We start from the raw sequence: 20,571 nt of genomic DNA on the forward strand, positions 1-20,571 counted from the left end.
AAAGAGTCCATGAGCACGAATTTTCTCGGAATCAAGCGGCTAATGCAGGGAGTTTTGTTTCTGCTCGCCGCAGCGGCAGCAGCGACTGCCCAAAGCAAAGAGGCTGAACTTTCGGCCAAGGAGCCGCTGATCGAGCAGCGTTTGATTCATATTTCTGAAGAGCTGCGCTGTTTGGTTTGTCAAAATGAATCGCTGGCTTCTTCGCGGGCTGAATTGGCCAACGACTTGCGCGAAGAAGTTCGCCTGCTGATTCGCCAAGACAAAAGTGATGCCGCCATCAAAGCCTACTTGGTCGAGCGCTATGGCGACTTTGTGCTTTACCGACCCGAAGTCAAACCCCTGACTTGGCTGTTGTGGTTTGGGCCTTTTGCCTTACTGCTGTGCGGCGTGGTGGGCATGGTCCTTTATGTGCGTCAGCGCCAGGCGGTTCAGAAGTTGGCCCAACCTTTGAGTGAAAAAGAACGCGACCAAGTTCGTGTCTTGTTGAAAAACGGAGAGTCGCCATGACTGAACTGCTGATGTTTCTGGCCGTTACGCTGGGCATGGCGCTGTGTGTGGCAGGTGTGGTGGTGTGGGTCTTGCTGCGCCAGGGCCCAGTGGTCACCTCGGCCAGCCAGTCGCAAGCCAACGTCAAGGTCTACCGAGAGCAAATTTTGGACTTGGACCGAGAGCACGCCAACGGCCACCTCAGTGATTCTGAGTGGCAACAGTCACGCGATGAGTTGAGTGTGCGCTTGCTGCAAGACACAGCGGTTGAAGACGAACCCCATGTCATCACCCAAGCGCAGTCATGGCGCACAGCGGTGGTGATCGCTTTGGTCTTTCCCATGTCGGCTTTGGCCTTGTACATCTGGCTGGGCGCTCCTGAGGCTATCAGTCCGATGCCGCCAGCGGCAGTGTCTGCCGAAGCAGCGACAGAGCAGGCAGCGCCCCCAAACCTCGACCAAATCGTAGAGAATTTGGCGAGCAAACTGCAGGCCGATCCGAACAACCTGGAAGGCTGGGTCTTGCTGGGGCGGACTCACCGCAGCATGGGCAACTTGGATGCGGCTTTGTCCGCCTTTGACCGTGCGTTGAAACTCAATGCAGACGACGAGCTGATTTTGGCGCGGGCCGAGGTGTTGGCGGCCAAGAACCAAGGCCGATTTGATGGAGAGCCTTGGCGCGTGATTCGCGAAGTCTTGCAGCGTGACCCCCAAAACTATGCCGCTTTGTTGTTGGCGGGCAGCGCTTCTTATGCAAACAACCGCTATGCCGATGCCCTTGAATTTTGGCAGCGTGCTCGGCTTCTTCTCGCAGCAGATCACCCCGATGTCCCGAACTTGATCGAAGCCATGTCGACCGTTCAAGCCAAAATGAAAAACCAAGCAAGCCCGCCGGCCACCCCGGCTGCGCAGGGAGCGCCGTCGGCACCTGCGTCAGGCGGCGCTGCTGCAGGAACGGCGCCAGCAGCTGCCGTCGCCTCTGCTGCAGGGGGCGCTGCATCGGCGCTGAATGTCTCAGGGCAAGTGCGACTGTCAGCGGCATTAAAAAGCCAAACCAGCCCCACGGATGTGGTGTTTGTCTATGCCGTACCCGCCAATGGCGAGCGGATGCCACTGGCGTTGTTGAAGACCACCGTGGCCCAATTGCCTTTGAAATTCACCCTGGACGACAGCAGTGCCATGCTGCCCGATCGCAAGCTTTCTGGTGCCAGCCAGGTGCTTGTGAAAGCCCGCGTTTCGAAATCGGGCAATGCGATCCCGCAGTCGGGTGATTGGGAGGGCAGCTTGGGTCCTGTCAAAGTGGGCGCAACCGGCTTGGATCTGGAAATCAAAACCCAACGGCCCTGAGACACCCAGAGCTCAGTGAAGCGGCGCGGCGCAAATCGATCAGGGGCACACGGCCGTTCAGCGCCTTGCGAATTGAAGTTACCGCTTCTAACACCTAGCGCAGCTTGTTCATGTCGGGCACGGCCAGCGCATTGACGGCCGCTTCGTTCCGGACATTTTTTTCGAATTTTGGGCCTTCGCCCAAAGCGAAGCTCAGGCCCAGGCCCATGGCGTCGGGCACGGTGAGGATGTCGCTGAACAGGATGGACGCGTCCAGTGCATAACGTTCCAGCGGCTGCAGGGTGACTTCGGTGGCGCAGTCGACATTGGTGGCCAGGCCCATGAAGCTGCCGGCTTTGGCGCGGGTGTCGCGGTACTCGGGCAGGTAACGCCCGGCTTGGCGCATGAGCCAGACGGGGGTGTGGTCAGTGGCTTGGCGCAGGCAGGCGCGCAAGAAGCTGTCGTTTTGGAGGGAGGCAAAAGATGCATCACTCATGTCCAGATTGTCGCAGGCTCCAAGCCATGGATCGATGACCCGCTGCCCCTGGGTTGCGTGGTTCGCGCCCAGAGTTTCCGTCTCGTGTCGCTGATACTGGCGCATCAGGAGGTTGTTCGCGCCAGCATGGGGGGCTCTATCGCAGGGGAACTGCGAGAATGTCGTTCATGCCTTCGGTCTGGGTGTTGCAACCGGTTGACCCTTGCGATCCAGATATTGACTTTGTGCGCAGTGCGTGTGCACTTCATGTTCAAAAATGCCTTCCATGCAGCCCATTTCAGAAAACAAAGACAGCAGCCATCCCCCCCTGAGAACGTGGCGACTCAGTGTCGCGCCGATGATGGACTGGACCGATCGCCATTGCCGGTTTTTCCACCGTTTGCTGACCCGCCACACCTTGCTGTACACCGAAATGGTGACGACTGGCGCTTTGCGTCACGGCAGCGTGCAGCGGCATTTGCGATTCAATGCCGAAGAGCACCCTGTGGCCCTGCAACTGGGCGGCAGCGACGCCGCCGACTTGGCCCACGCTGCCAAGCTGGGGCAGGATTGGGGCTATGACGAAATCAACTTGAACTGCGGCTGCCCCAGTGACCGGGTGCTGCGGGGCGCGTTTGGCGCTTGCCTAATGAACGAGCCGCGCACCGTGGCCGATGGCGTGAAAGCCATGTTGGATGTCGTCGATGTGCCCGTGACCGTGAAACACCGCATTGGCTTGGACCGGATCGAGAGCTACGATTTTGTGCGCGACTTTGTGGGCACCGTGAGCGAGGCCGGCTGTCGCGTTTTCATTGTGCATGCGCGCAACGCCTGGCTCGATGGCCTGTCTCCGAAAGAAAACCGCGAGATCCCGCCGCTGCGCTATGAACTGGCCTACCAGCTCAAACAAGACTTTCCGGGACTGGTAATTGCCGTGAACGGCGGCATCAAGACCAACGAAGACATCGCAAACCATTTGCAGCAGGCCGATGGCGTGATGGTGGGGCGTGAGGCCTATTACAACCCCTGGCTTTTGGGGACTTGGGACGCCGCATTTTTTGGTGACACGCATGAAGTGCCCAGCCGCGAAGCGGTAGAGGAGGGCATGGTGGCCTACATGGAGCGGGCCTTTGCCGAAGACGGCTGCCCTTGGTACGCGATCGCGCGGCACATGCTGGGCCTGTACCACGGGCAGCGCGGCGGGCGTTTGTGGCGACAGGTCTGGAGTGACCACAAGCTCAAGCCTTTGCCACCGCGGGAAGTCTGGCTTCTGGCCCGCGCTGCGTTGGCACGGGGCGCGGTGGTGACCGACTGATTTACTGGGCGGCCTGCAGGCCGTTCATGAAGTGCGCGGTCATGCGTTCGGCGGCAACTTCCGGCTGGCGCTGGGTCAGGGCCTGCACGATGGCACGGTGCTCGGCCAAGGATTGTTCAATCCGTCCTTCCTTGAACAAGGAGCTGTGGCGGTTGAGCTTCATCACCTTGCGCAGGTCGGCCACCATCTGGTCGCGCCAGCGGTTGTCGGCCAACTCCAGCAGCAACATGTGAAAAGCTTCGTTGATCTCGAAGAATCGGTCACGGTCGCCCACGGCCTCTTCCAGGTCCAGGTGCAAGGCCTGGATTTTCGCCATTTGTTCGGCGCTGGCGCTTTGCGCCACCACGCGGGCCGCGTCCGATTCCATCAAGGCCAGCAGGTGGTACACATCGCGCAGGTCTTTGTCACTGACCTCGGTCACATAAGCACCCCTGCGCACCTTCATGGTCACCAGGCCTTCGGCGGCCAGTACCTTGAGGGCTTCGCGCAAGGGGGTGCGGCTGATGCCCAATGCTTCTGCGATGCGCAACTCGTCGATCCAGCTGCCGGGCTCCATTTCGCGCGCAAAGATACGCTGCCGCATCAGTTCGGCAACTTCTTCGTACAGGGCGCGGGGGGCAAGAGACAGGGCGGACATGGGGCGTGGCGTGCCGGGGAAACCGGTTTTTGAGGCGTTGACAGAAACTTTTTCAGATGCTGAATTGTAAGCCGGTTAAAATATTCTGCATCAATAATTATGAATCACGGTACTTGTCAGCTGGTAGGCAGCCCCAGGATGCCAAAATCCGGCTCAGCCATTTTTGTCCCGAAAGCACAGCGCCATGACGTCCAAACCCTTTGAATTCAACGCTTCCAGCCTGGAAGCCTGGCAAAAAGCAGCGGTCAAATCCGCCCCCGGTGGCGATGTGAACGCGCTGAACTGGAAGACGCCCGACGGCATCGTTGTCAAGCCTTTGTACACAGCGGCCGACACGGCCAACTTGCCTTACACCAACACGCTGCCGGGCTTTGAGCCTTTCTTGCGCGGCCCCCAAGCCACCATGTACGCGGTGCGCCCCTGGACCATCCGCCAGTACGCCGGTTTTTCCACCGCCGAAGAATCCAACGCCTTCTACCGCAAGGCCTTGGCTGCGGGCGGGCAGGGCGTGTCGGTGGCGTTTGACCTGGCCACGCACCGGGGTTACGACTCCGACCATCCCCGCGTGACGGGCGACGTGGGCAAAGCCGGTGTGGCGATTGATTCGGTCGAAGACATGAAGATCCTCTTTGACCAAATCCCGCTCGACAAGGTCAGTGTGTCGATGACCATGAACGGCGCGGTGCTGCCGGTGCTGGCCGGTTATGTGGTTGCAGCCGAAGAGCAGGGCGTGTCGCAAGACCAATTGAGCGGCACCATTCAGAACGACATTCTGAAAGAGTTCATGGTGCGCAACACCTACATCTACCCGCCCGAGCCATCGATGAAGATCATTGGCGACATCATCGAGTACACGGCCAAGAACATGCCCAAGTTCAACTCGATCAGCATCAGCGGTTACCACATGCAAGAAGCCGGTGCCAACCAGGCGCTCGAGATGGCCTTCACCTTGGCCGACGGCAAGGAATACGTGAAGACCGCGATTGCCAAGGGCATGGACGTGGACGCGTTTGCGGGTCGCCTGTCCTTCTTCTGGGCCGTGGGCATGAACTTTTACTTGGAAATCGCCAAGATGCGCGCCGCCCGTTTGCTGTGGTGCCGCATCATGAAGGGCTTTGACGCCCAAAACCCCAAGAGCCTGATGCTGCGCACGCACAGCCAGACCTCGGGCTGGTCGCTCACCGAGCAAGACCCCTACAACAACGTGGTGCGCACCACCATCGAGGCCATGGCGGCCGTGTTTGGGGGCACCCAATCGCTGCACACCAACTCGTTTGACGAGGCGATTGCATTGCCGACCGAATTCAGCTCGCGCATCGCCCGCAACACACAGCTCATCATTCAAGAAGAAACCCACATCACCAATGTGATCGACCCGTGGGCCGGTTCTTACATGATGGAGAGCCTGACCCAAGAGATGGCCGACAAGGCCTGGGCCATCATCGAAGAGGTTGAAGCCTTGGGTGGCATGACCCAGGCCGTGGGCAGCGGCTGGGCCAAGCTCAAGATCGAAGCGGCAGCGGCCGAAAAGCAAGCGCGCATCGACTCGGGTAAAGACGTCATCGTGGGCGTGAACAAATACAAGCTGGCCAAGGAAGACCCGATTGAGACCTTGTCGATCGACAACGTGCGTGTGCGCGACGGGCAGATTGAGCGTTTGGCCAAGATCCGCGGCAGCCGCGACAGCGCCAAGGTGCAAGCCGCTTTGGACGCTTTGTCCGCGTCGGCTGAATCCGGTCAGGGCAACCTGCTCGACTTGTCGATCCAGGCGGTGCGCTTGCGCGCCACGGTGGGTGAGATTTCTGATGCGCTGGAAAAAGCCTTCGGCCGCCACCGCGCCGACACGCAAAAGGTGACGGGCGTGTACGCCGCCGCCTACGACGACGGTGACAACGTGGGAGACACCATGGAATACTGGAACCAGCTCAAAGCCGACATCGCCGCCTTTGCCGACGCCCAGGGCCGTCGCCCCCGCGTGATGATTTCCAAGCTGGGCCAGGACGGCCACGACCGCGGGGCCAAAGTGGTGGCCACCGCCTTTGCCGACCTGGGTTTTGATGTGGACATGGGCCCGCTGTTCCAGACCCCCGAAGAGTGCGCTCGCCAAGCGATTGAAAACGACGTGCACGCCGTGGGCGTGAGCACGCTGGCCGCTGGCCACAAAACCCTGGTGCCCGCCATCATCGCCGAGCTGAAAAAGCAGGGCGCCGACGACATCATCGTGTTCGTGGGCGGTGTGATTCCGCGCCAGGACTACGACATGCTGTATGAAGCGGGCGTCAAAGGCATCTACGGCCCCGGCACCCCGATCCCGGTCAGCGCCAAGGATGTGCTGGAGCAGATCAAGAAGGCTTTGGCCTGAATGTTTGTGATACAGTAATACCGTATTGCAAACATCTTCAAGGAGTCTGCCATGGCTGTATCCGTTCGACTGGAGCCGTTGCTTGAAAAAGAGCTGGAGCTGACCGCCAAACGCATGGGCGTGACCAAGTCACAGTTCATCGTTTCGGCGCTGGAGAGGGCATTGGGGCGCAAGAATCCCTATGACCTGCTGCTCAAGGTGCAAGCGGAGGTGCGAGAGTCTTTGCCTGAGGGCAATGAATTCCTTTCGCCAACCAAGGCGGCCATTCGGTCCAAACTCAAAACCAAACGGGATGCCCATCAAGCCGATTGGCTGGCTTTTCAAGAGGCCAAAAAGCAGGGCAAAGAGTGGTCTGGCTCAGACCTGGAAACGGACGCGAAGTGAAGGTGGCTTTGATCGACACCGGCCCCATGGTGGCGCTGTTTGATGCCAGTGATGTGGCGCATCGGCACTACACCAGTTTGTTGGCTGAAAACTGGCGTTTGACGACCACTTGGCCGTGTGTGGTGGAGGTGTGCCATTTTCTGGGTGCCAATGCCGTTCAGCGATTTTTGAGATGGGTGTCCGAAGGTGGCGTCATCGTGTTCCCGTTTGATGTGTCGAACCTCCCCGACATGGCGGAGCTGATGGCGCGTTATACCGCTGAGCCTCGCACAGAAATGGACTTGGCCGATGCCTCTTTGGTTTGGTTGGCGCAAGACACGAACACCCTCAACGTGATGACCATGGATGTGCGCGACTTCTCGCGTTATCGCCTGCCCGATGGGCGCAGATTCGAGATCTTATGAGCATGCCAAGCACTGACCAGCTTTTGCAGGCCATGCGCCGTGGCACTGCCTCCCTGCAGCGCCGCGCCATGGCCAAAGCCATCACGCTGCTCGAATCCACCCGCACCGACCACCGCGCCCAGGCCGACGAGTTGCTCACCGCCATGCTGCCGCACACGGGCAACTCGTTCCGACTGGGCATCAGCGGTGTGCCGGGCGTGGGCAAGTCCACCTTCATCGAGGCGCTGGGTTTGTACTTGATTGGCCAGGGCCACCGCGTGGCGGTGTTGACCATCGATCCGTCTTCCACCGTGTCGGGCGGCTCGATTTTGGGCGACAAGACGCGCATGGAATTGCTGAGCGTGCACGAGCGCGCCTACATCCGCCCCAGCCCCAGCAGCGGCACCTTGGGTGGTGTGGCCGAAAAAACCCGCGAGTCCATGTTGGTCTGTGAGGCCGCAGGCTATAACGTGGTGATCGTCGAGACGGTGGGCGTGGGCCAAAGCGAAACGGCCGTGGCCAACATGACCGACATGTTTGTGCTGATGCAGCTGCCCAACGCAGGCGACGATTTGCAGGCCATCAAAAAAGGCGTGATGGAAATCGCCGATTTGGTCGTCATCAACAAGGCCGACATCGATGCGATTGCGGCCACCCGCGCCGAGTTGCAAATCACCAGCGCCTTGCAACTGCTGGGCATGCACGGCGGCTCGGGTCACGCGCACGCCGATGCCACCCAGTGGCACCCCAAGGTGGTGCAGCTGAGCGCTTTGCTCGGCCAGGGCGTGGACAGTTTTTGGCTGGCGGTCAGCGAGTTCCGAAGCCTGCAAACAGCCAATGGCCGACTGACCCTGCGCCGCCAGCACCAAGCGCTGTCGTGGATGTGGGAGCGCATCGACGCGGGGCTTAAACAAAATTTCCGGGCGCAGCCGCGTGTGCAAACGCTGTTGCCCCAACTCAGCCAACAAGTCGCTTCTGGCCAGTTGGCCGCATCGACGGCTGCGCGCCAGTTGCTGGCCGCGCACGCGCATTCCCAACCCGTTCGCGCGGATGCGCGCCCCACCTGATTTTTGAGAGAGTAAGCATGCAAGACATCATTGAACAATTGGAGAATAAACGCGCTGCGGCCCGCTTGGGCGGCGGGCAAAAGCGCATTGATGCGCAGCACGCCAAAGGCAAACTCACCGCCCGTGAGCGCATCGAAGTCTTGCTGGACGAAGGCACCTTCGAAGAGTGGGACATGTTCGTGGAGCACCGCTGCACCGACTTCGGCATGCAAGACAACAAGATCCCCGGTGACGGCGTGGTTACCGGCTACGGCATGATCAACGGCCGCTTGGTGTTCGTCTACAGCCAGGACTTCACGGTGTATGGCGGCGCTTTGTCCGAGACGCACGCCGAGAAGATTTGCAAGGTCATGGACCAGGCCATGAAAGTGGGCGCCCCCGTGATCGGCCTCAACGATTCGGGTGGTGCCCGCATTCAAGAAGGCGTGGCCTCTTTGGGCGGTTATGCCGACGTGTTCCAGCGCAACGTGATGGCCAGTGGCGTGGTTCCGCAAATCAGCATGATCATGGGCCCATCAGCAGGCGGCGCGGTGTATTCGCCAGCCCTGACCGACTTCATCTTCATGGTCAAGGACACGTCGTACATGTTTGTGACGGGCCCTGAAGTGGTGAAAACCGTGACCCACGAAGAAGTCACGGCCGAAGAATTGGGCGGTGCATTGACCCACACCACCAAGAGCGGCGTGGCCGACATGGCATTTGAAAACGATGTGGAAGCGCTGCTCATGGTGCGCCGGCTGTACAACTACTTGCCGTTAAATAACCGCGAAAAAGCACCTATCCGCAAGAGCGGTGACACCATCGACCGCATCGAGATGAGTCTGGACACTTTGGTGCCCGAGAATCCCAACAAAGCCTATGACATGAAGGAGCTCATCCTCAAAACCGTGGATGACGGCGACTTCTTTGAATTGCAGCCCGATTACGCCAAGAATATCCTGATCGGCTTTGCCCGCATCGACGGCCAAACCGTGGGCATTGTGGCCAACCAACCCCTGGTGCTGGCCGGTTGCCTGGACATCAAAAGCGCCATCAAAGCGGCGCGCTTTGTGCGTTTTTGCGACGCGTTCAACATCCCTGTCATCACCTTTGTGGACGTCCCCGGCTTCATGCCCGGTACCAGCCAAGAATACGGCGGCATCATCAAGCATGGCGCCAAGTTGCTTTATGCGTATGCCGAGTGCACCGTGCCCAAAATCACCGTCATCACCCGCAAGGCCTACGGCGGCGCATACGACGTGATGGCCTCCAAGCACCTGCGCGGCGACGTGAACTTTGCCTGGCCCAATGCCGAGATTGCGGTGATGGGGGCCAAGGGCGCGGTGGAAATCATTTTCCGAGAAGACAAAGGCGACCCCGAAAAACTGGCCGCCAAGGAAGCTGAATACAAAGCCCGCTTTGCCAATCCGTTTGTGGCGGCGAACCGGGGTTATATCGACGACGTCATCATGCCCCACAACACCCGCAAACGCATTGCCCGTTCGCTGGTCATGCTCAAAGACAAGAAGATTGAAAACCCATGGCGTAAGCACGGGAACATACCGCTGTGAGGTTCAGCGTTTGGCGTTCAGTGTTCAGGGTATTGAACCGACGCCTCGCCTGATTTTTTGCTCAACACTCAACGCTTAACGCTCATCGAATATGTTTACCAAAATCCTGATTGCCAACCGTGGTGAGATTGCTTGCCGCGTCATCGCCACCGCCCAGAAAATGGGCATCCAAACCGTGGCGGTTTACTCTGAAGCCGACAAAGAGGCGCGCCATGTTCAACTGGCCGACGAGGCCGTGCTGATTGGCCCTGCGGCCTCGCGCGAGTCGTATCTGGTGGCCGACAAAATCATTGCGGCGGCCAAAACCACGGGCGCGCAAGCGATTCACCCCGGCTACGGTTTCTTGAGCGAGAACGCGGAGTTCTCCAAGCGCTGCGAAGAAGAAGGTATCGCTTTCATTGGTCCGCGCCATTTTTCGATCGCCGCCATGGGCGACAAGATCGAGTCCAAAAAACTGGCGGGCGCTGCGGGCGTGAATTGCATTCCCGGCGTGAACCACGCGATTGAGACGGCTGAAAAAGCGGTCGAGATTGCCAAGGGCATTGGCTACCCGGTGATGATCAAAGCCTCGGCGGGCGGCGGTGGCAAAGGTCTGCGCGTGGCCTTCAACGACAAAGAAGCCTTTGAAGGTTTCACCTCGTGTCGTAACGAAGCGCGCAACAGTTTTGGCGATGACCGCGTGTTCATCGAGAAGTTCGTCGAAGAGCCCCGCCACATCGAGATCCAGGTGCTGGGCGACAGCCACGGCAATGTGGTTTACCTGAACGAGCGCGAGTGCTCGATCCAGCGCCGCCACCAAAAAGTCATTGAGGAAGCCCCGTCGCCATTCATCTCCGAGGCCACCCGCAAAGCCATGGGCGAGCAGGCGGTGCTACTGGCCAAGGCGGTCAAATACCAGTCGGCTGGCACGGTGGAGTTTGTGGTCGGCAAAGACCAAAGCTTCTATTTCCTGGAGATGAACACCCGCTTGCAAGTGGAGCACCCTGTGACCGAAGCGATCACGGGCCTGGATTTGGTGGAGCAGATGATCCGCGTGGCTGCGGGCGAAAAACTGTCCTTTGCCCAAGCCGACGTGCAGCGCAATGGCTGGGCCATCGAGTGCCGCATCAACGCCGAAGACCCCTTCCGTAATTTCTTGCCTTCCACGGGCCGTTTGGTGCGCTTTCAGACGCCCCATCAAACCATGTTCCAGGGCAATGTCCAAGACCTCTATGGGGTGCGAGTGGACACGGGCGTGCAAGACGGTGGCGAGATCCCGATGTTCTACGACTCGATGATTGCCAAGTTGATCGTTCATGGCAAAGACCGCCACGAGGCGATTGCCAAGATGCGCGAAGCCTTGAACGGTTTTGTCATCCGCGGCATCAGCTCCAACATCCCGTTTCAAGCCGCGTTGTTGGCGCACCCCCGTTTCGTCTCAGGTGACTTCAACACCGGTTTCATCGCCGAGCAATACAGCCAAGGCTTTCGCGCGGAAGATGTACCGCACGACGACCACGATTTCTTGGCGGCATTGGCAGCCTTTGTGCGCCGCAAGTCGCGTGAGCGTGCTGCAGGCTTGAGCGGCCAATTGCCGGGCTATGACGTTCAGCTGGGTCAAGACTATGCCGTGGTGGAATTGGGCAAAGAAGGCAACAACCGCTATGTGCCAGTGCATGTCGATGAATTGGTGGGCAAGCATGGCGAAGCACGCATCACGGTGAACGGGAAAACCTACGCGATTGCCAGCAACTCGCGCCTGAACGACATCCGCATTGTGGGCACCTGCAATGGCCAGCCGTTCACTGCACAAATCGAACGCGGCACCTTGAAAAACCCGCTGGCTTTGCAAGTGCAGCACAACGGCACGCGCATCCAAGCCCTGGTCATGTCGCCCCGAATGGCCGAGCTGCATCAACTCATGCCGTACAAGGCACCCCCCGACTTGAGCCGCTTTGTGCTCTCACCCATGCCAGGCCTCTTGGTCGATGTGGCCGTGTCGGTGGGCCAAAAAGTGCAAGCGGGTGAACGTGTGGCCGTGATCGAAGCCATGAAGATGGAAAACGTGCTCTTTGCTGCGCGAGACGGCGTGGTCAAGAAAGTGATGGCCGCCAAAGGTGAATCGCTCACGGTGGAACAGATGATCGTGGAGTTTGAATAATGAGCAACCTGCGCCCCTTCAAAGTGCTGGGCATCCAGCAAATTGCCATTGGCGGGCCTGACAAAGGGCGCTTGCAAATGCTCTGGGTCGATATGTTTGGCCTCGAGGTGACCGGCACCTACACAAGCGAACGCGAGAATGTGGATGAAGACATCTGCGCCATCGGCACCGGTCCCTTCAAGGTTGAGGTCGATTTGATGCAACCACTCGACCCCGAAAAAAAGCCTGCGGTGCACACCACGCCGCTCAACCACATCGGCTTGTGGATTGATGACTTGCCGGTGGCGGTGGATTGGCTCACGGCGCAAGGCGTGCGCTTTGCGCCGGGCGGTATCCGCAAGGGTGCGGCCGGTTTTGACATCACGTTTTTGCACCCCAAGGCGAACGAGGAGTTCCCGATTGGCGGCGAGGGCGTGTTGATCGAGTTGGTGCAGGCGCCACCGGAGGTGGTCAGTGCTTTCGAGAAATTGGCTGCAGCCGTCTAAAACAGGTTCGGTGTGGGAGCGGTCTTAGACCAAGATCAAGACCGATGTCGGGCGGTCAGCCTTGATTTTGTTTTGCACGGGCTTTGGCCAGCGCCGCTTCGATGATGGCGCGTTTGCGGTCCACTTCGGGGGCGTTGTCGGTGCCCTGGGTGTGCGTGGCCAAGTCGGCCAGTTTGTGCTCGGCCTTGGCCACTTGTTGCTGTTGGTGGGCGGCTTCTTCGCGCACCAGACGCTGCTGGCGAGAGGTGTAGCGCTCGCGTGCGGTATGGGCTTGATCGGCAGACCAAGCGGCCCAGCCAGCATCTGCGCCGGTCACATTCTCCAGCGCAATGCAGTCCACCGGGCACACCGGAATGCACAGCTCGCAGCCCGTGCACCAAGGCTCGATCACGGTGTGCATCAGCTTGTTGGCCCCCAAAATCGCATCGGTCGGACAGGCTTTGATGCACAGCGTGCAACCGATGCACCAGGCCTCGTCAATGATGGCCACATGCCGTGGGCCTTCAGTGCCATGCTCGGGGTTCAGCAAGACCATGGGCTGGCCAGTCAGTGCAGCCAAACGCTCAATACCGGCTTGTCCACCCGGCGGGCATTGGTTGATGGCCGCTTGCCCCTCGGCCATGGCGCGGGCATAGCTGGCGCAATCGGGAAAGCCGCAACGGGTGCACTGCGTTTGCGGCAGGACATCGTTGAGGGCAATAAAAAGCGCCTGGGTCTCAGGCGCTGTGAGCTGCAGGGGCATGGGCCTCAGGCTTTTGGGGCCACCCAAGTGGTTTTGACGGTGCCTTTTGGCTGGGCTGCCGCTTTGCTGTTTTTTGCAGAGGCTTCGGCTGCGGCCTTGGCCTGTGTTTTGGTCGCAGCTTTGACAGGCGCTGCGGCTTTGGCAACAGGTTTGGCTGCTGGTGCTGCCACGGCTTTGACGGCAGCTTTGGCCACAGGCTTGGCTGCGCTTGTGGCTGCTGGCTTGATCGCTGGCTTGACTTGAGCCTTGACCGCAGCTTTCGCAGCTTTGGTCGCCACAGGCGCTGCAGCGGCGATCATGGTGGGCGCTGCAGCAACGGCCTTGGGCGCTGGCGCCTTGTCCTTGGGTGCATGGCCCTGGATGAATTTGACCACCTGCGGGTACACGATGTCGCGCCAACGGCGGCCGCTGAAGATGCCGTAGTGGCCTGCGCCAGGCACTTCCAGGTGCTGGCGTTCGCTGGCGGGTACGCCAGTGCACAGGTCTTGTGCAGCGCGGGTCTGGCCCGAGCCCGAGATGTCGTCCAGTTCGCCTTCCACAGTCATCAGCGCGGTGTTCATGATGTCCTGAGGGCGAACGCGCTCCACTTTGCCGTCCAAACTCTTGACATCCCAAGTGCCCTTGACCAGTTTGAAGTCTTGGAACACGGTGGCGATGGTCTCAAGGTAGTAATCAGCGTCCATGTCCAGCACGGCGTTGTACTCGTCGTAGAACTTGCGGTGCGCCTCGGTGTTGGCGTCGTCACCCTTGATCAGGTCCTTGAAGTAGTCGTAATAACTGGTGGCGTGGCGGTCCGGGTTCATGGCCACAAAGCCGGTGTACTGCAAAAACCCAGGGTAGACACGGCGCCCGGCGCCCGCGAAGTTGGCCGGTACGCGGTAAATCACATTGTTTTCAAACCAATCAAAACTCTTGTTGGTCGCCAAGTTGTTCACCGCTGTGGGTGATTTGCGTGCATCGATGGGTCCGCCCATCATGGTCATGGTCAGCGGGGTCTTTTCGCCACGGCTGGACATGAGCGACACCGCAGCCAGCACCGGCACGGTCGGCTGGCACACGCTCACCACATGGCAGTGGCCATAAATGGCTTGCAGGTGGCGGATGAATTCCTGCACGTAGTTGATGTAGTCGTCCAGGTGGAACTCGCCATCCGACAAAGGCACCAGGCGCGCGTTCTTCCAGTCGGTGATGTAGACCTTGTGATCTTGCAGCATGGTCTTGACGGTGTCGCGCAGCAAGGTGGCGTAGTGGCCCGATAAGGGGGCCACGATCAGGACCACGGGCTGGGCCTTGAGCTGGGTCAGGGTGGCGGGGTCGTCTGAGAAACGCTTGAAGCGGCGCAGCTCGCAAAAAGCCTTGTCGATTTCGATGCGCTCGTGGATCGCGACATCGACTTTGTTGACCTTCACGGTGCGGATACCGAACTCGGGCTTTTCGTAATCTTTGCCCAGCCGGTGCATCAGCGCATAACCGGCAGATGCATGCTGAGCCAACGGCGTTTGTGCCATGGGGTTCAGGGGGTTGCTGTACAACTTGGCAGCTGCTTGGGCCAGATCGGAAAAAGGCGCCATGATCGAGCGTTGGGTTTCAAAAATCTGATAAAGCATGTGACAATTTCCCTTGCAACAGAATGGTGCACTGCAGCAATACTACAGGAGACCCGTTGGTATTTTTTGAGTTTGCCCCCTAATTGACAGTCACCTTCCGGACCGTCCAAAAAGAAACCGCCCCGTCAGGGGCGGTTTCAAACCGGATTTCAGCCTTGAAAGGGTGCGGTCAGACGACTTTGGCGATCGATTCGCAGACATAGTCGATGTTTTTGCTGTTCAGCGCGGCGACGCACATCCTGCCGGTGTCGGTGCCGTACACGCCAAACTCGCTGCGCAGACGCACCATTTGGTCTTTGGTCAGGCCCGAATAGCTGAACATGCCGATCTGGGTGGTGATGAAGCTCATGTCCTGCTGCACGCCAGCGGCTTTCAGGCTGTCCACCAGTTTTTGGCGCATGGCCTTGATGCGCAGACGCATCTCGGCCAATTCGCTTTCCCACTGGGCGCGCAGCTCGGGGTTGTTCAACACCGCCGCCACGACCGCACCACCGTGGATGGGTGGGTTGGAGTAATTGGTGCGGATCGCGATTTTCAGTTGCGACAGCACGCGCGAAGCTTCTTCTTTGTCAGAAGCGACCACCGACAAGGCACCCACACGCTCGCCGTACAGGCTGAAGCTCTTGGAGAACGAGGTGGACACAAAAATATTCAGGCCGGCGGCCACAAACTTGCCGATCACCGCGCCGTCTTCGGCAATGCCGTGGCCAAAGCCTTGGTAAGCCATGTCCAAAAAGGCGGTCAGGTTTTTCTCCTTGACGACGGCAATGACCTGGTCCCACTGGGCTGCTGTGATGTCGTAGCCGGTCGGGTTGTGACAGCAGGCGTGCAGCACCACGATGGTGCCTGCATCTGCAGCATTCAGGCTAGCCAGCATGCCGTCGAAGTTGACGCCACGCTTGACCGCGTCGTAATAGGCGTAGTTGTCCACCTCAAATCCAGCGTTCACGAAGATGGCGCGGTGGTTTTCCCAGCTGGGGTCGGAAATCAGCACTTTGGCGTTGGGGCTGACTTTTTTCAGAAAGTCGGCACCGATTTTCAGGCCGCCGGTGCCTCCAATGGCTTGCACGGTGGACACGCGGCCGGATTGGACCACGTCAGATTCAGCGCCAAAGACCAGGGCCTTGACAGCGTTGTCATAGGCCACGATGCCGTCAATGGGCAAGTAACCGCGTGCGGTGGGCGTGGCCATCATGGTTTTTTCGGCCGCTTGCACACACTGCAGCAGGGGCAGTTTGCCGTTGTCATCGAAATAAACGCCCACGCCCAGGTTCACTTTGTTGGGGTTGGTGTCGGCGTTGAATTGCTCATTCAGACCCAGGATCGGGTCGCGGGGGGCCATTTCGACGGCGGAAAACAGAGACATGGAAAGTCCTTGGATTGTGTTCAGTGGTGGCAGGAAACCCGTTCCTCGGTTAGGCTTTGGGGTTGTCCCTGATTTTAACGACCCCCGCCGTCTGGTTTGGCCAGGCGGTCTTAACAAAAAGATGTCCACCGTGTCTGAAACCCCTGTTGTTGAAGCCGTGTCTGATACCTACAAGTATGCGGAGGGGGAATTCATCAGCTATCCGGGCTCGCCCTTTGAGCTTTATCAGCCTTACCCACCCGCAGGCGACCAGCCCGTGGCCATTGCGCAGCTGGTCGAGGGTGTCCAAGACGGCGAGGTGTTTCAAACCCTTTTGGGCGTGACTGGCTCGGGCAAGACCTTCACCATGGCCAATGTGATTGCACAAATAGGCAAGCCAGCCATTGTGTTTGCGCCCAATAAAACGCTGGCGGCGCAACTGTACAGTGAATTCCGTGAGTTTTTCCCCAAGAACGCGGTCGAGTATTTCGTCAGTTATTACGACTATTACCAGCCCGAGGCCTATGTGCCCCAGCGCGACCTGTTCATTGAAAAAGACAGCGCGATCAACGAGCACATCGAGCAGATGAGGCTGTCTTGCACCAAAAGCATCATGGAGCGGCGCGATGTGGTGATCGTGGCCACGGTCTCGGCCATCTACGGCATTGGCGAGCCCGAAAGCTACCACCGCATGATCATGACGCTGCGCACCGGCGACAAGCTGGGCCAGCGCGATGTGATCGCGCAGCTGATCCGCATGCAGTACCAACGCAACGACATGGAGTTTTCCCGCGGCAAGTTCCGGGTGCGGGGCGACACGATCGACGTGTTCCCGGCAGAGCACTCCGAGCTGGCGATTCGCATCGAGCTGTTTGACGACGAGATTGAGAGCTTGCAACTGTTTGACCCGCTCACCGGGCGAATCCGGCAAAAGATCCCGCGCTTCACGGTTTACCCCTCCAGCCACTATGTGACGCCACGCGACAAGGTGTTGGCGGCGGTCGAGACCATCAAGATCGAGCTGGCTCAGCGCCTCAAAGAACTGGTGGGTATGGGCAAGCTGGTCGAGGCGCAGCGGCTGGAGCAGCGCACTCGGTTTGACTTGGAAATGTTGTCCGAAGTGGGCCACTGCAAGGGCATTGAAAATTACACGCGACATTTGTCGGGCGCGGCCCCGGGCGACGCGCCCAGCACCTTGACCGATTACATGCCGCCCGATGCCATCATGTTTCTGGACGAAAGCCACCAGATGATTGGCCAACTCAATGCCATGTACAACGGCGACAAGGCGCGCAAAACCACGCTGGTGGAATACGGCTTTCGCTTGCCCAGCGCTTTGGACAACCGCCCGCTCAAGTTCGAAGAATTTGAAAAACGCATGCGCCAGTGCATTTTTGTCTCGGCCACGCCGGCTGACTATGAAAAGACGCACGCGGGCAAAGTGGTCGAGCAGGTGGTGCGCCCCACGGGCTTGGTCGATCCAGAGGTGGAGGTGCGTCCCGCCACCCAGCAGGTGGACGATGTGCTGCAAGAAATCCGCATTCGTGTGGACAAGCACGAGCGCGTGCTGATCACGACGCTGACCAAGCGCATGGCCGAGCAGTTGACCGATTACCTGAGCGACAACGGGGTGAAGGTGCGTTTCTTGCACAGCGACGTGGACACGGTGGACCGGGTGGAGATTTTGCGTGACCTGCGCCTGGGCGCTTTCGATGTGCTGGTGGGCATCAACTTGCTGCGCGAGGGCTTGGACATTCCCGAAGTCTCGCTGGTGGCGATTTTGGATGCTGACAAAGAAGGCTTCTTGCGATCCGAGCGCAGCTTGATTCAGACCATTGGCCGTGCGGCCCGAAACCTGAATGGTCGGGCGATTTTGTATGCCGACCGCATCACCGATTCTATGAAAAAAGCCATGGGCGAGACCGAGCGCCGCCGCATCAAGCAAGTGGCGCACAACGAGGTCATGGGCATCACGCCCAAGAGCATTGTCAAAAAGGTCAAAGACCTGATCGACGGCGTGTACAGCGAAAAATCGGGCAAAGAAGCCGAGCGCTTGGAGCAAGCCGCGGTGCAACGGGCCAAAGTGGAGGACATGAGCGAGAAAGACATCGCCCGTGCCATCAAGCAGCTGGAGAAGCAAATGATGGAGCACGCCCGCAACCTGGAGTTCGAAAAGGCCGCTCAGGTGCGCGACCAGCTGACCATCCTGAAGGAGCAGGCCTTTGGCGCGGCAGGGGGCGACCCCATCGTGCCGCTGATACGGGCTTGAATAACCCTATAACCCGAGTGATTTGATCGGGTATGTCGTATACTTGACTCGTTTAGTCGGGATCCCGCTCAAGCGGTTTTCAGACAGCGCTTTCACACACTTCAGGAGTCTGCCATGCGTTTAACCACCAAAGGCCGTTTCGCCGTCACCGCCATGATCGATTTGGCCCTGCGCCAAGACGCGGGCCCCGTGACATTGGCCGCCATCAGCCAGCGCCAACAGATTTCACTCTCTTATTTAGAGCAGTTGTTCGGCAAGCTGCGCCGTCACAACTTGGTTGAGTCCACCCGTGGCCCTGGCGGCGGTTACACCTTGGGCCGCAAATCCACCGACATCACCGTGGCCGACATCATTTTGTCCGTGGATGAGCCCATTGACGCCACCCACTGCGGTGGCAAAGAAAATTGCAATGGCGGCGATGGCCGGTGCATGACACACGACCTTTGGGCCTCGCTCAACTCCAAAATGGTGGAGTTTCTGGACTCGGTGTCCCTGCAAAAGTTGGTGGACGACCAATTGGCCAAAGGCTTGGTCGTTGAAAACAAGCCCAGCCTCAAGCGCGCGATTGCCCCCATGCCGATCAGCCAGCCCATCCGCGTGAATGTGCCCAATTCAGTTTTTGACTTGGGCAACATGTTCGCCAAATCCTGATTCCCGAAGAAGAGCAGACCATGAACACACCCCATTTCCCCATTTACCTTGATTACGGTGCCACCAACCCCTGCGACCCCCGTGTGGTGGACGCCATCGTCCCTTGGTTGAGAGAGCACTTTGGCAACCCCGCATCCCGCACCCACGCTTGGGGCTGGGAGGCCGAAGCCGCCGTCGAAAAAGCCCGCGAGCAAGTGGCTGATCTGATCGGTGCCGATCCACGTGAAATCGTTTGGACCAGCGGCGCAACCGAGTCCAACAACCTGGCCATCAAGGGCGCTGCGCAGTTTTACAAGTCGCGTGGTAAGCACCTGATCACCGTCAAGACCGAACACAAAGCTGTACTCGACACCATGCGCGAGCTGGAGCGCCAGGGTTTTGAAGTGACCTACATGGACGTGCAGGCCGATGGCTTGCTGAGCTTGGACGCCTTGAAAGCGGCCATTCGCCCCGACACCATTTTGATCAGCGTGATGTTCGTGAACAACGAAATCGGCGTGATCCAGGACGTGACCGCCATCGGCAAGCTGTGCCGCGAAAAAGGCATCATCTTCCACGTCGATGCCGCGCAAGCTACTGGCAAGGTGAAGATCGACATGACCCAGTTGCCCATCGACCTGATGAGCTTGGCTTCGCACAAAACCTATGGCCCCAAGGGCATTGGCGCTTTGTATGTGCGCCGCAAACCCCGCATTCGCCTCGAAGCGCAAATGCACGGTGGCGGCCACGAGCGCGGCATGCGCTCGGGCACCTTGCCCACCCACCAGTGTGTGGGCATGGGCGAGGCCTTTCGCATTGCCAAGCTCGAGATGGCCCAAGACAACGCCAAGGCGCGTGCTTTGCACGACCGCCTGATCAACGGCCTGAGCGACATGGAGCAGGTGTTCCTGAACGGCCACGCCACCCAACGCGTGCCGCACAACATCAACATGAGTTTCAACTTTGTCGAAGGCGAATCGCTGATCATGGGCATCAAGGGTCTGGCGGTGTCGTCGGGTTCGGCCTGCACTTCGGCGAGCCTTGAGCCCAGCTATGTGTTGCGCGCCCTTGGCCGCAGCGACGAGCTGGCCCACAGCAGCCTGCGCATGACGATTGGCCGCTGGTCCACCGAAGAGGACATCGACTACGCGATCAAAACCATCCGCGAGAACGTGGCCAAGTTGCGCGATCTCAGCCCCCTGTGGGAAATGCACCAAGATGGCATTGACCTGAGCACGATCCAGTGGGCTGCCCACTGAACGTTTTGCTTTAAGAGTTAAGAGTTGAGCGTTTAGTTTTTTGAAGGCGCTGAACGTCCAACACTCAACCCCAAACGCAAAAGTACAAGCAAACAAAACCAGGAGTTCAA

General features: G+C 59.1%; 17 protein-coding genes and 1 pseudogene. 13 read left to right on the forward strand and 5 right to left on the reverse strand.

Translation table 11 applies throughout. From position 1 onward, the window contains the following. The first annotated feature begins 9 nt into the window (after positions 1 to 9). Both Q0O99_RS01900 and ccmI read left to right on the forward strand, forming a co-directional pair. The gene (locus Q0O99_RS01900) at positions 10 to 507 is read left to right on the forward strand and encodes a cytochrome c-type biogenesis protein (protein WP_293747969.1); all 498 of its coding nucleotides are present in this window, start codon (positions 10 to 12) and stop codon (positions 505 to 507) included. Further along, positions 504 to 1,832 carry a c-type cytochrome biogenesis protein CcmI gene (gene ccmI, locus Q0O99_RS01905; RefSeq protein WP_293747971.1) on the forward strand — a complete coding sequence of 443 codons (1,329 nt, stop codon included), beginning with the start codon at positions 504 to 506 and terminating at the stop codon, positions 1,830 to 1,832. The genes Q0O99_RS01900 and ccmI overlap by 4 nt, the downstream gene beginning before the upstream one ends. A 97-nt stretch (positions 1,833 to 1,929) precedes the next feature. Here the strand turns inward: ccmI and Q0O99_RS01910 are convergent. Then, positions 1,930 to 2,307 (reverse strand): annotated as a pseudogene (locus Q0O99_RS01910) (uroporphyrinogen decarboxylase family protein); the annotation flags it as partial. Between the two features lie 265 nt (positions 2,308 to 2,572). Between Q0O99_RS01910 and dusA the strand changes: the two are divergent. Beyond that, on the forward strand, positions 2,573 to 3,601 hold the full coding sequence (dusA, locus tag Q0O99_RS01915) for a tRNA dihydrouridine(20/20a) synthase DusA (RefSeq protein WP_293747973.1): 1,029 nt from the start codon (positions 2,573 to 2,575) through the stop codon (positions 3,599 to 3,601). Between the two features lies 1 nt (position 3,602). Here the strand turns inward: dusA and Q0O99_RS01920 are convergent, their stop codons facing one another. Then, on the reverse strand, positions 3,603 to 4,238 hold the full coding sequence (locus tag Q0O99_RS01920) for a GntR family transcriptional regulator (RefSeq protein ID WP_293747975.1): 636 nt from the start codon (positions 4,236 to 4,238) through the stop codon (positions 3,603 to 3,605). Positions 4,239 to 4,422: 184 nt separating this feature from the next. Here Q0O99_RS01920 and scpA point away from each other — a divergent pair, with 184 nt between their 5' ends. From scpA to Q0O99_RS01955, 7 genes are all read left to right on the forward strand, one after another. Continuing rightward, positions 4,423 to 6,600, forward strand: coding sequence for a methylmalonyl-CoA mutase (gene scpA, locus Q0O99_RS01925; protein WP_293747977.1), 2,178 nt, complete (start codon positions 4,423 to 4,425; stop codon positions 6,598 to 6,600). A gap of 51 nt (positions 6,601 to 6,651) precedes the next feature. Next, positions 6,652 to 6,984, forward strand: coding sequence for a hypothetical protein (locus tag Q0O99_RS01930; RefSeq protein ID WP_293747978.1), 333 nt, complete (start codon positions 6,652 to 6,654; stop codon positions 6,982 to 6,984). Beyond that, positions 6,981 to 7,388 (forward strand): hypothetical protein, encoded by a 408-nt coding sequence (locus Q0O99_RS01935; protein ID WP_293747980.1) that lies wholly within the window; start codon positions 6,981 to 6,983, stop codon positions 7,386 to 7,388. The genes Q0O99_RS01930 and Q0O99_RS01935 overlap by 4 nt, the downstream gene beginning before the upstream one ends. Before the next feature lie 2 nt (positions 7,389 to 7,390). Next, a complete protein-coding gene (meaB, locus tag Q0O99_RS01940; protein WP_293747982.1) occupies positions 7,391 to 8,434 on the forward strand; it encodes a methylmalonyl Co-A mutase-associated GTPase MeaB in 1,044 nt (347 codons plus the stop codon). Between the two features lie 17 nt (positions 8,435 to 8,451). After that, on the forward strand, positions 8,452 to 9,984 hold the full coding sequence (locus Q0O99_RS01945) for an acyl-CoA carboxylase subunit beta (RefSeq protein WP_293747984.1): 1,533 nt from the start codon (positions 8,452 to 8,454) through the stop codon (positions 9,982 to 9,984). A gap of 91 nt (positions 9,985 to 10,075) precedes the next feature. Then, positions 10,076 to 12,124, forward strand: coding sequence for an acetyl/propionyl/methylcrotonyl-CoA carboxylase subunit alpha (locus tag Q0O99_RS01950; RefSeq protein ID WP_293747986.1), 2,049 nt, complete (start codon positions 10,076 to 10,078; stop codon positions 12,122 to 12,124). Then, positions 12,124 to 12,609 carry a VOC family protein gene (locus Q0O99_RS01955; protein ID WP_293747988.1) on the forward strand — a complete coding sequence of 162 codons (486 nt, stop codon included), beginning with the start codon at positions 12,124 to 12,126 and terminating at the stop codon, positions 12,607 to 12,609. The genes Q0O99_RS01950 and Q0O99_RS01955 overlap by 1 nt, the downstream gene beginning before the upstream one ends. 55 nt (positions 12,610 to 12,664) lie before the next feature. On the opposite strand, the gene rsxB is transcribed toward Q0O99_RS01955, so the two are convergent. The 3 genes from rsxB to Q0O99_RS01970 all read right to left on the reverse strand — a co-directional run bounded on the left by rsxB (position 12,665) and on the right by Q0O99_RS01970 (position 16,324). Next, complete coding sequence (rsxB, locus tag Q0O99_RS01960; RefSeq protein ID WP_293747990.1) at positions 12,665 to 13,351, reverse strand: electron transport complex subunit RsxB; 687 nt, start codon at positions 13,349 to 13,351, stop codon at positions 12,665 to 12,667. A gap of 5 nt (positions 13,352 to 13,356) precedes the next feature. After that, positions 13,357 to 14,958 (reverse strand): polyhydroxyalkanoate depolymerase, encoded by a 1,602-nt coding sequence (locus tag Q0O99_RS01965; RefSeq protein ID WP_293747992.1) that lies wholly within the window; start codon positions 14,956 to 14,958, stop codon positions 13,357 to 13,359. Positions 14,959 to 15,127: 169 nt separating this feature from the next. Then, positions 15,128 to 16,324 (reverse strand): amino acid aminotransferase, encoded by a 1,197-nt coding sequence (locus Q0O99_RS01970; protein WP_293747994.1) that lies wholly within the window; start codon positions 16,322 to 16,324, stop codon positions 15,128 to 15,130. A gap of 130 nt (positions 16,325 to 16,454) precedes the next feature. On the opposite strand from Q0O99_RS01970, the gene uvrB reads away from it, so the two are divergent. From uvrB to Q0O99_RS01985, 3 genes are all read left to right on the forward strand, one after another. Next, complete coding sequence (gene uvrB / locus Q0O99_RS01975) at positions 16,455 to 18,572, forward strand: excinuclease ABC subunit UvrB (protein ID WP_293747996.1); 2,118 nt, start codon at positions 16,455 to 16,457, stop codon at positions 18,570 to 18,572. A gap of 114 nt (positions 18,573 to 18,686) precedes the next feature. Beyond that, complete coding sequence (gene iscR / locus Q0O99_RS01980) at positions 18,687 to 19,223, forward strand: Fe-S cluster assembly transcriptional regulator IscR (protein WP_108352476.1); 537 nt, start codon at positions 18,687 to 18,689, stop codon at positions 19,221 to 19,223. A gap of 20 nt (positions 19,224 to 19,243) precedes the next feature. Next, positions 19,244 to 20,461 carry an IscS subfamily cysteine desulfurase gene (locus tag Q0O99_RS01985; RefSeq protein ID WP_293747998.1) on the forward strand — a complete coding sequence of 406 codons (1,218 nt, stop codon included), beginning with the start codon at positions 19,244 to 19,246 and terminating at the stop codon, positions 20,459 to 20,461. The last annotated feature ends 110 nt before the right edge of the window (positions 20,462 to 20,571 follow it).

Origin of the sequence: Limnohabitans sp. Rim8 (genome assembly GCF_945901735.1) — a bacterium.
Taxonomy (GTDB): Bacteria; Pseudomonadota; Gammaproteobacteria; order Burkholderiales; family Burkholderiaceae_C; genus Limnohabitans_A.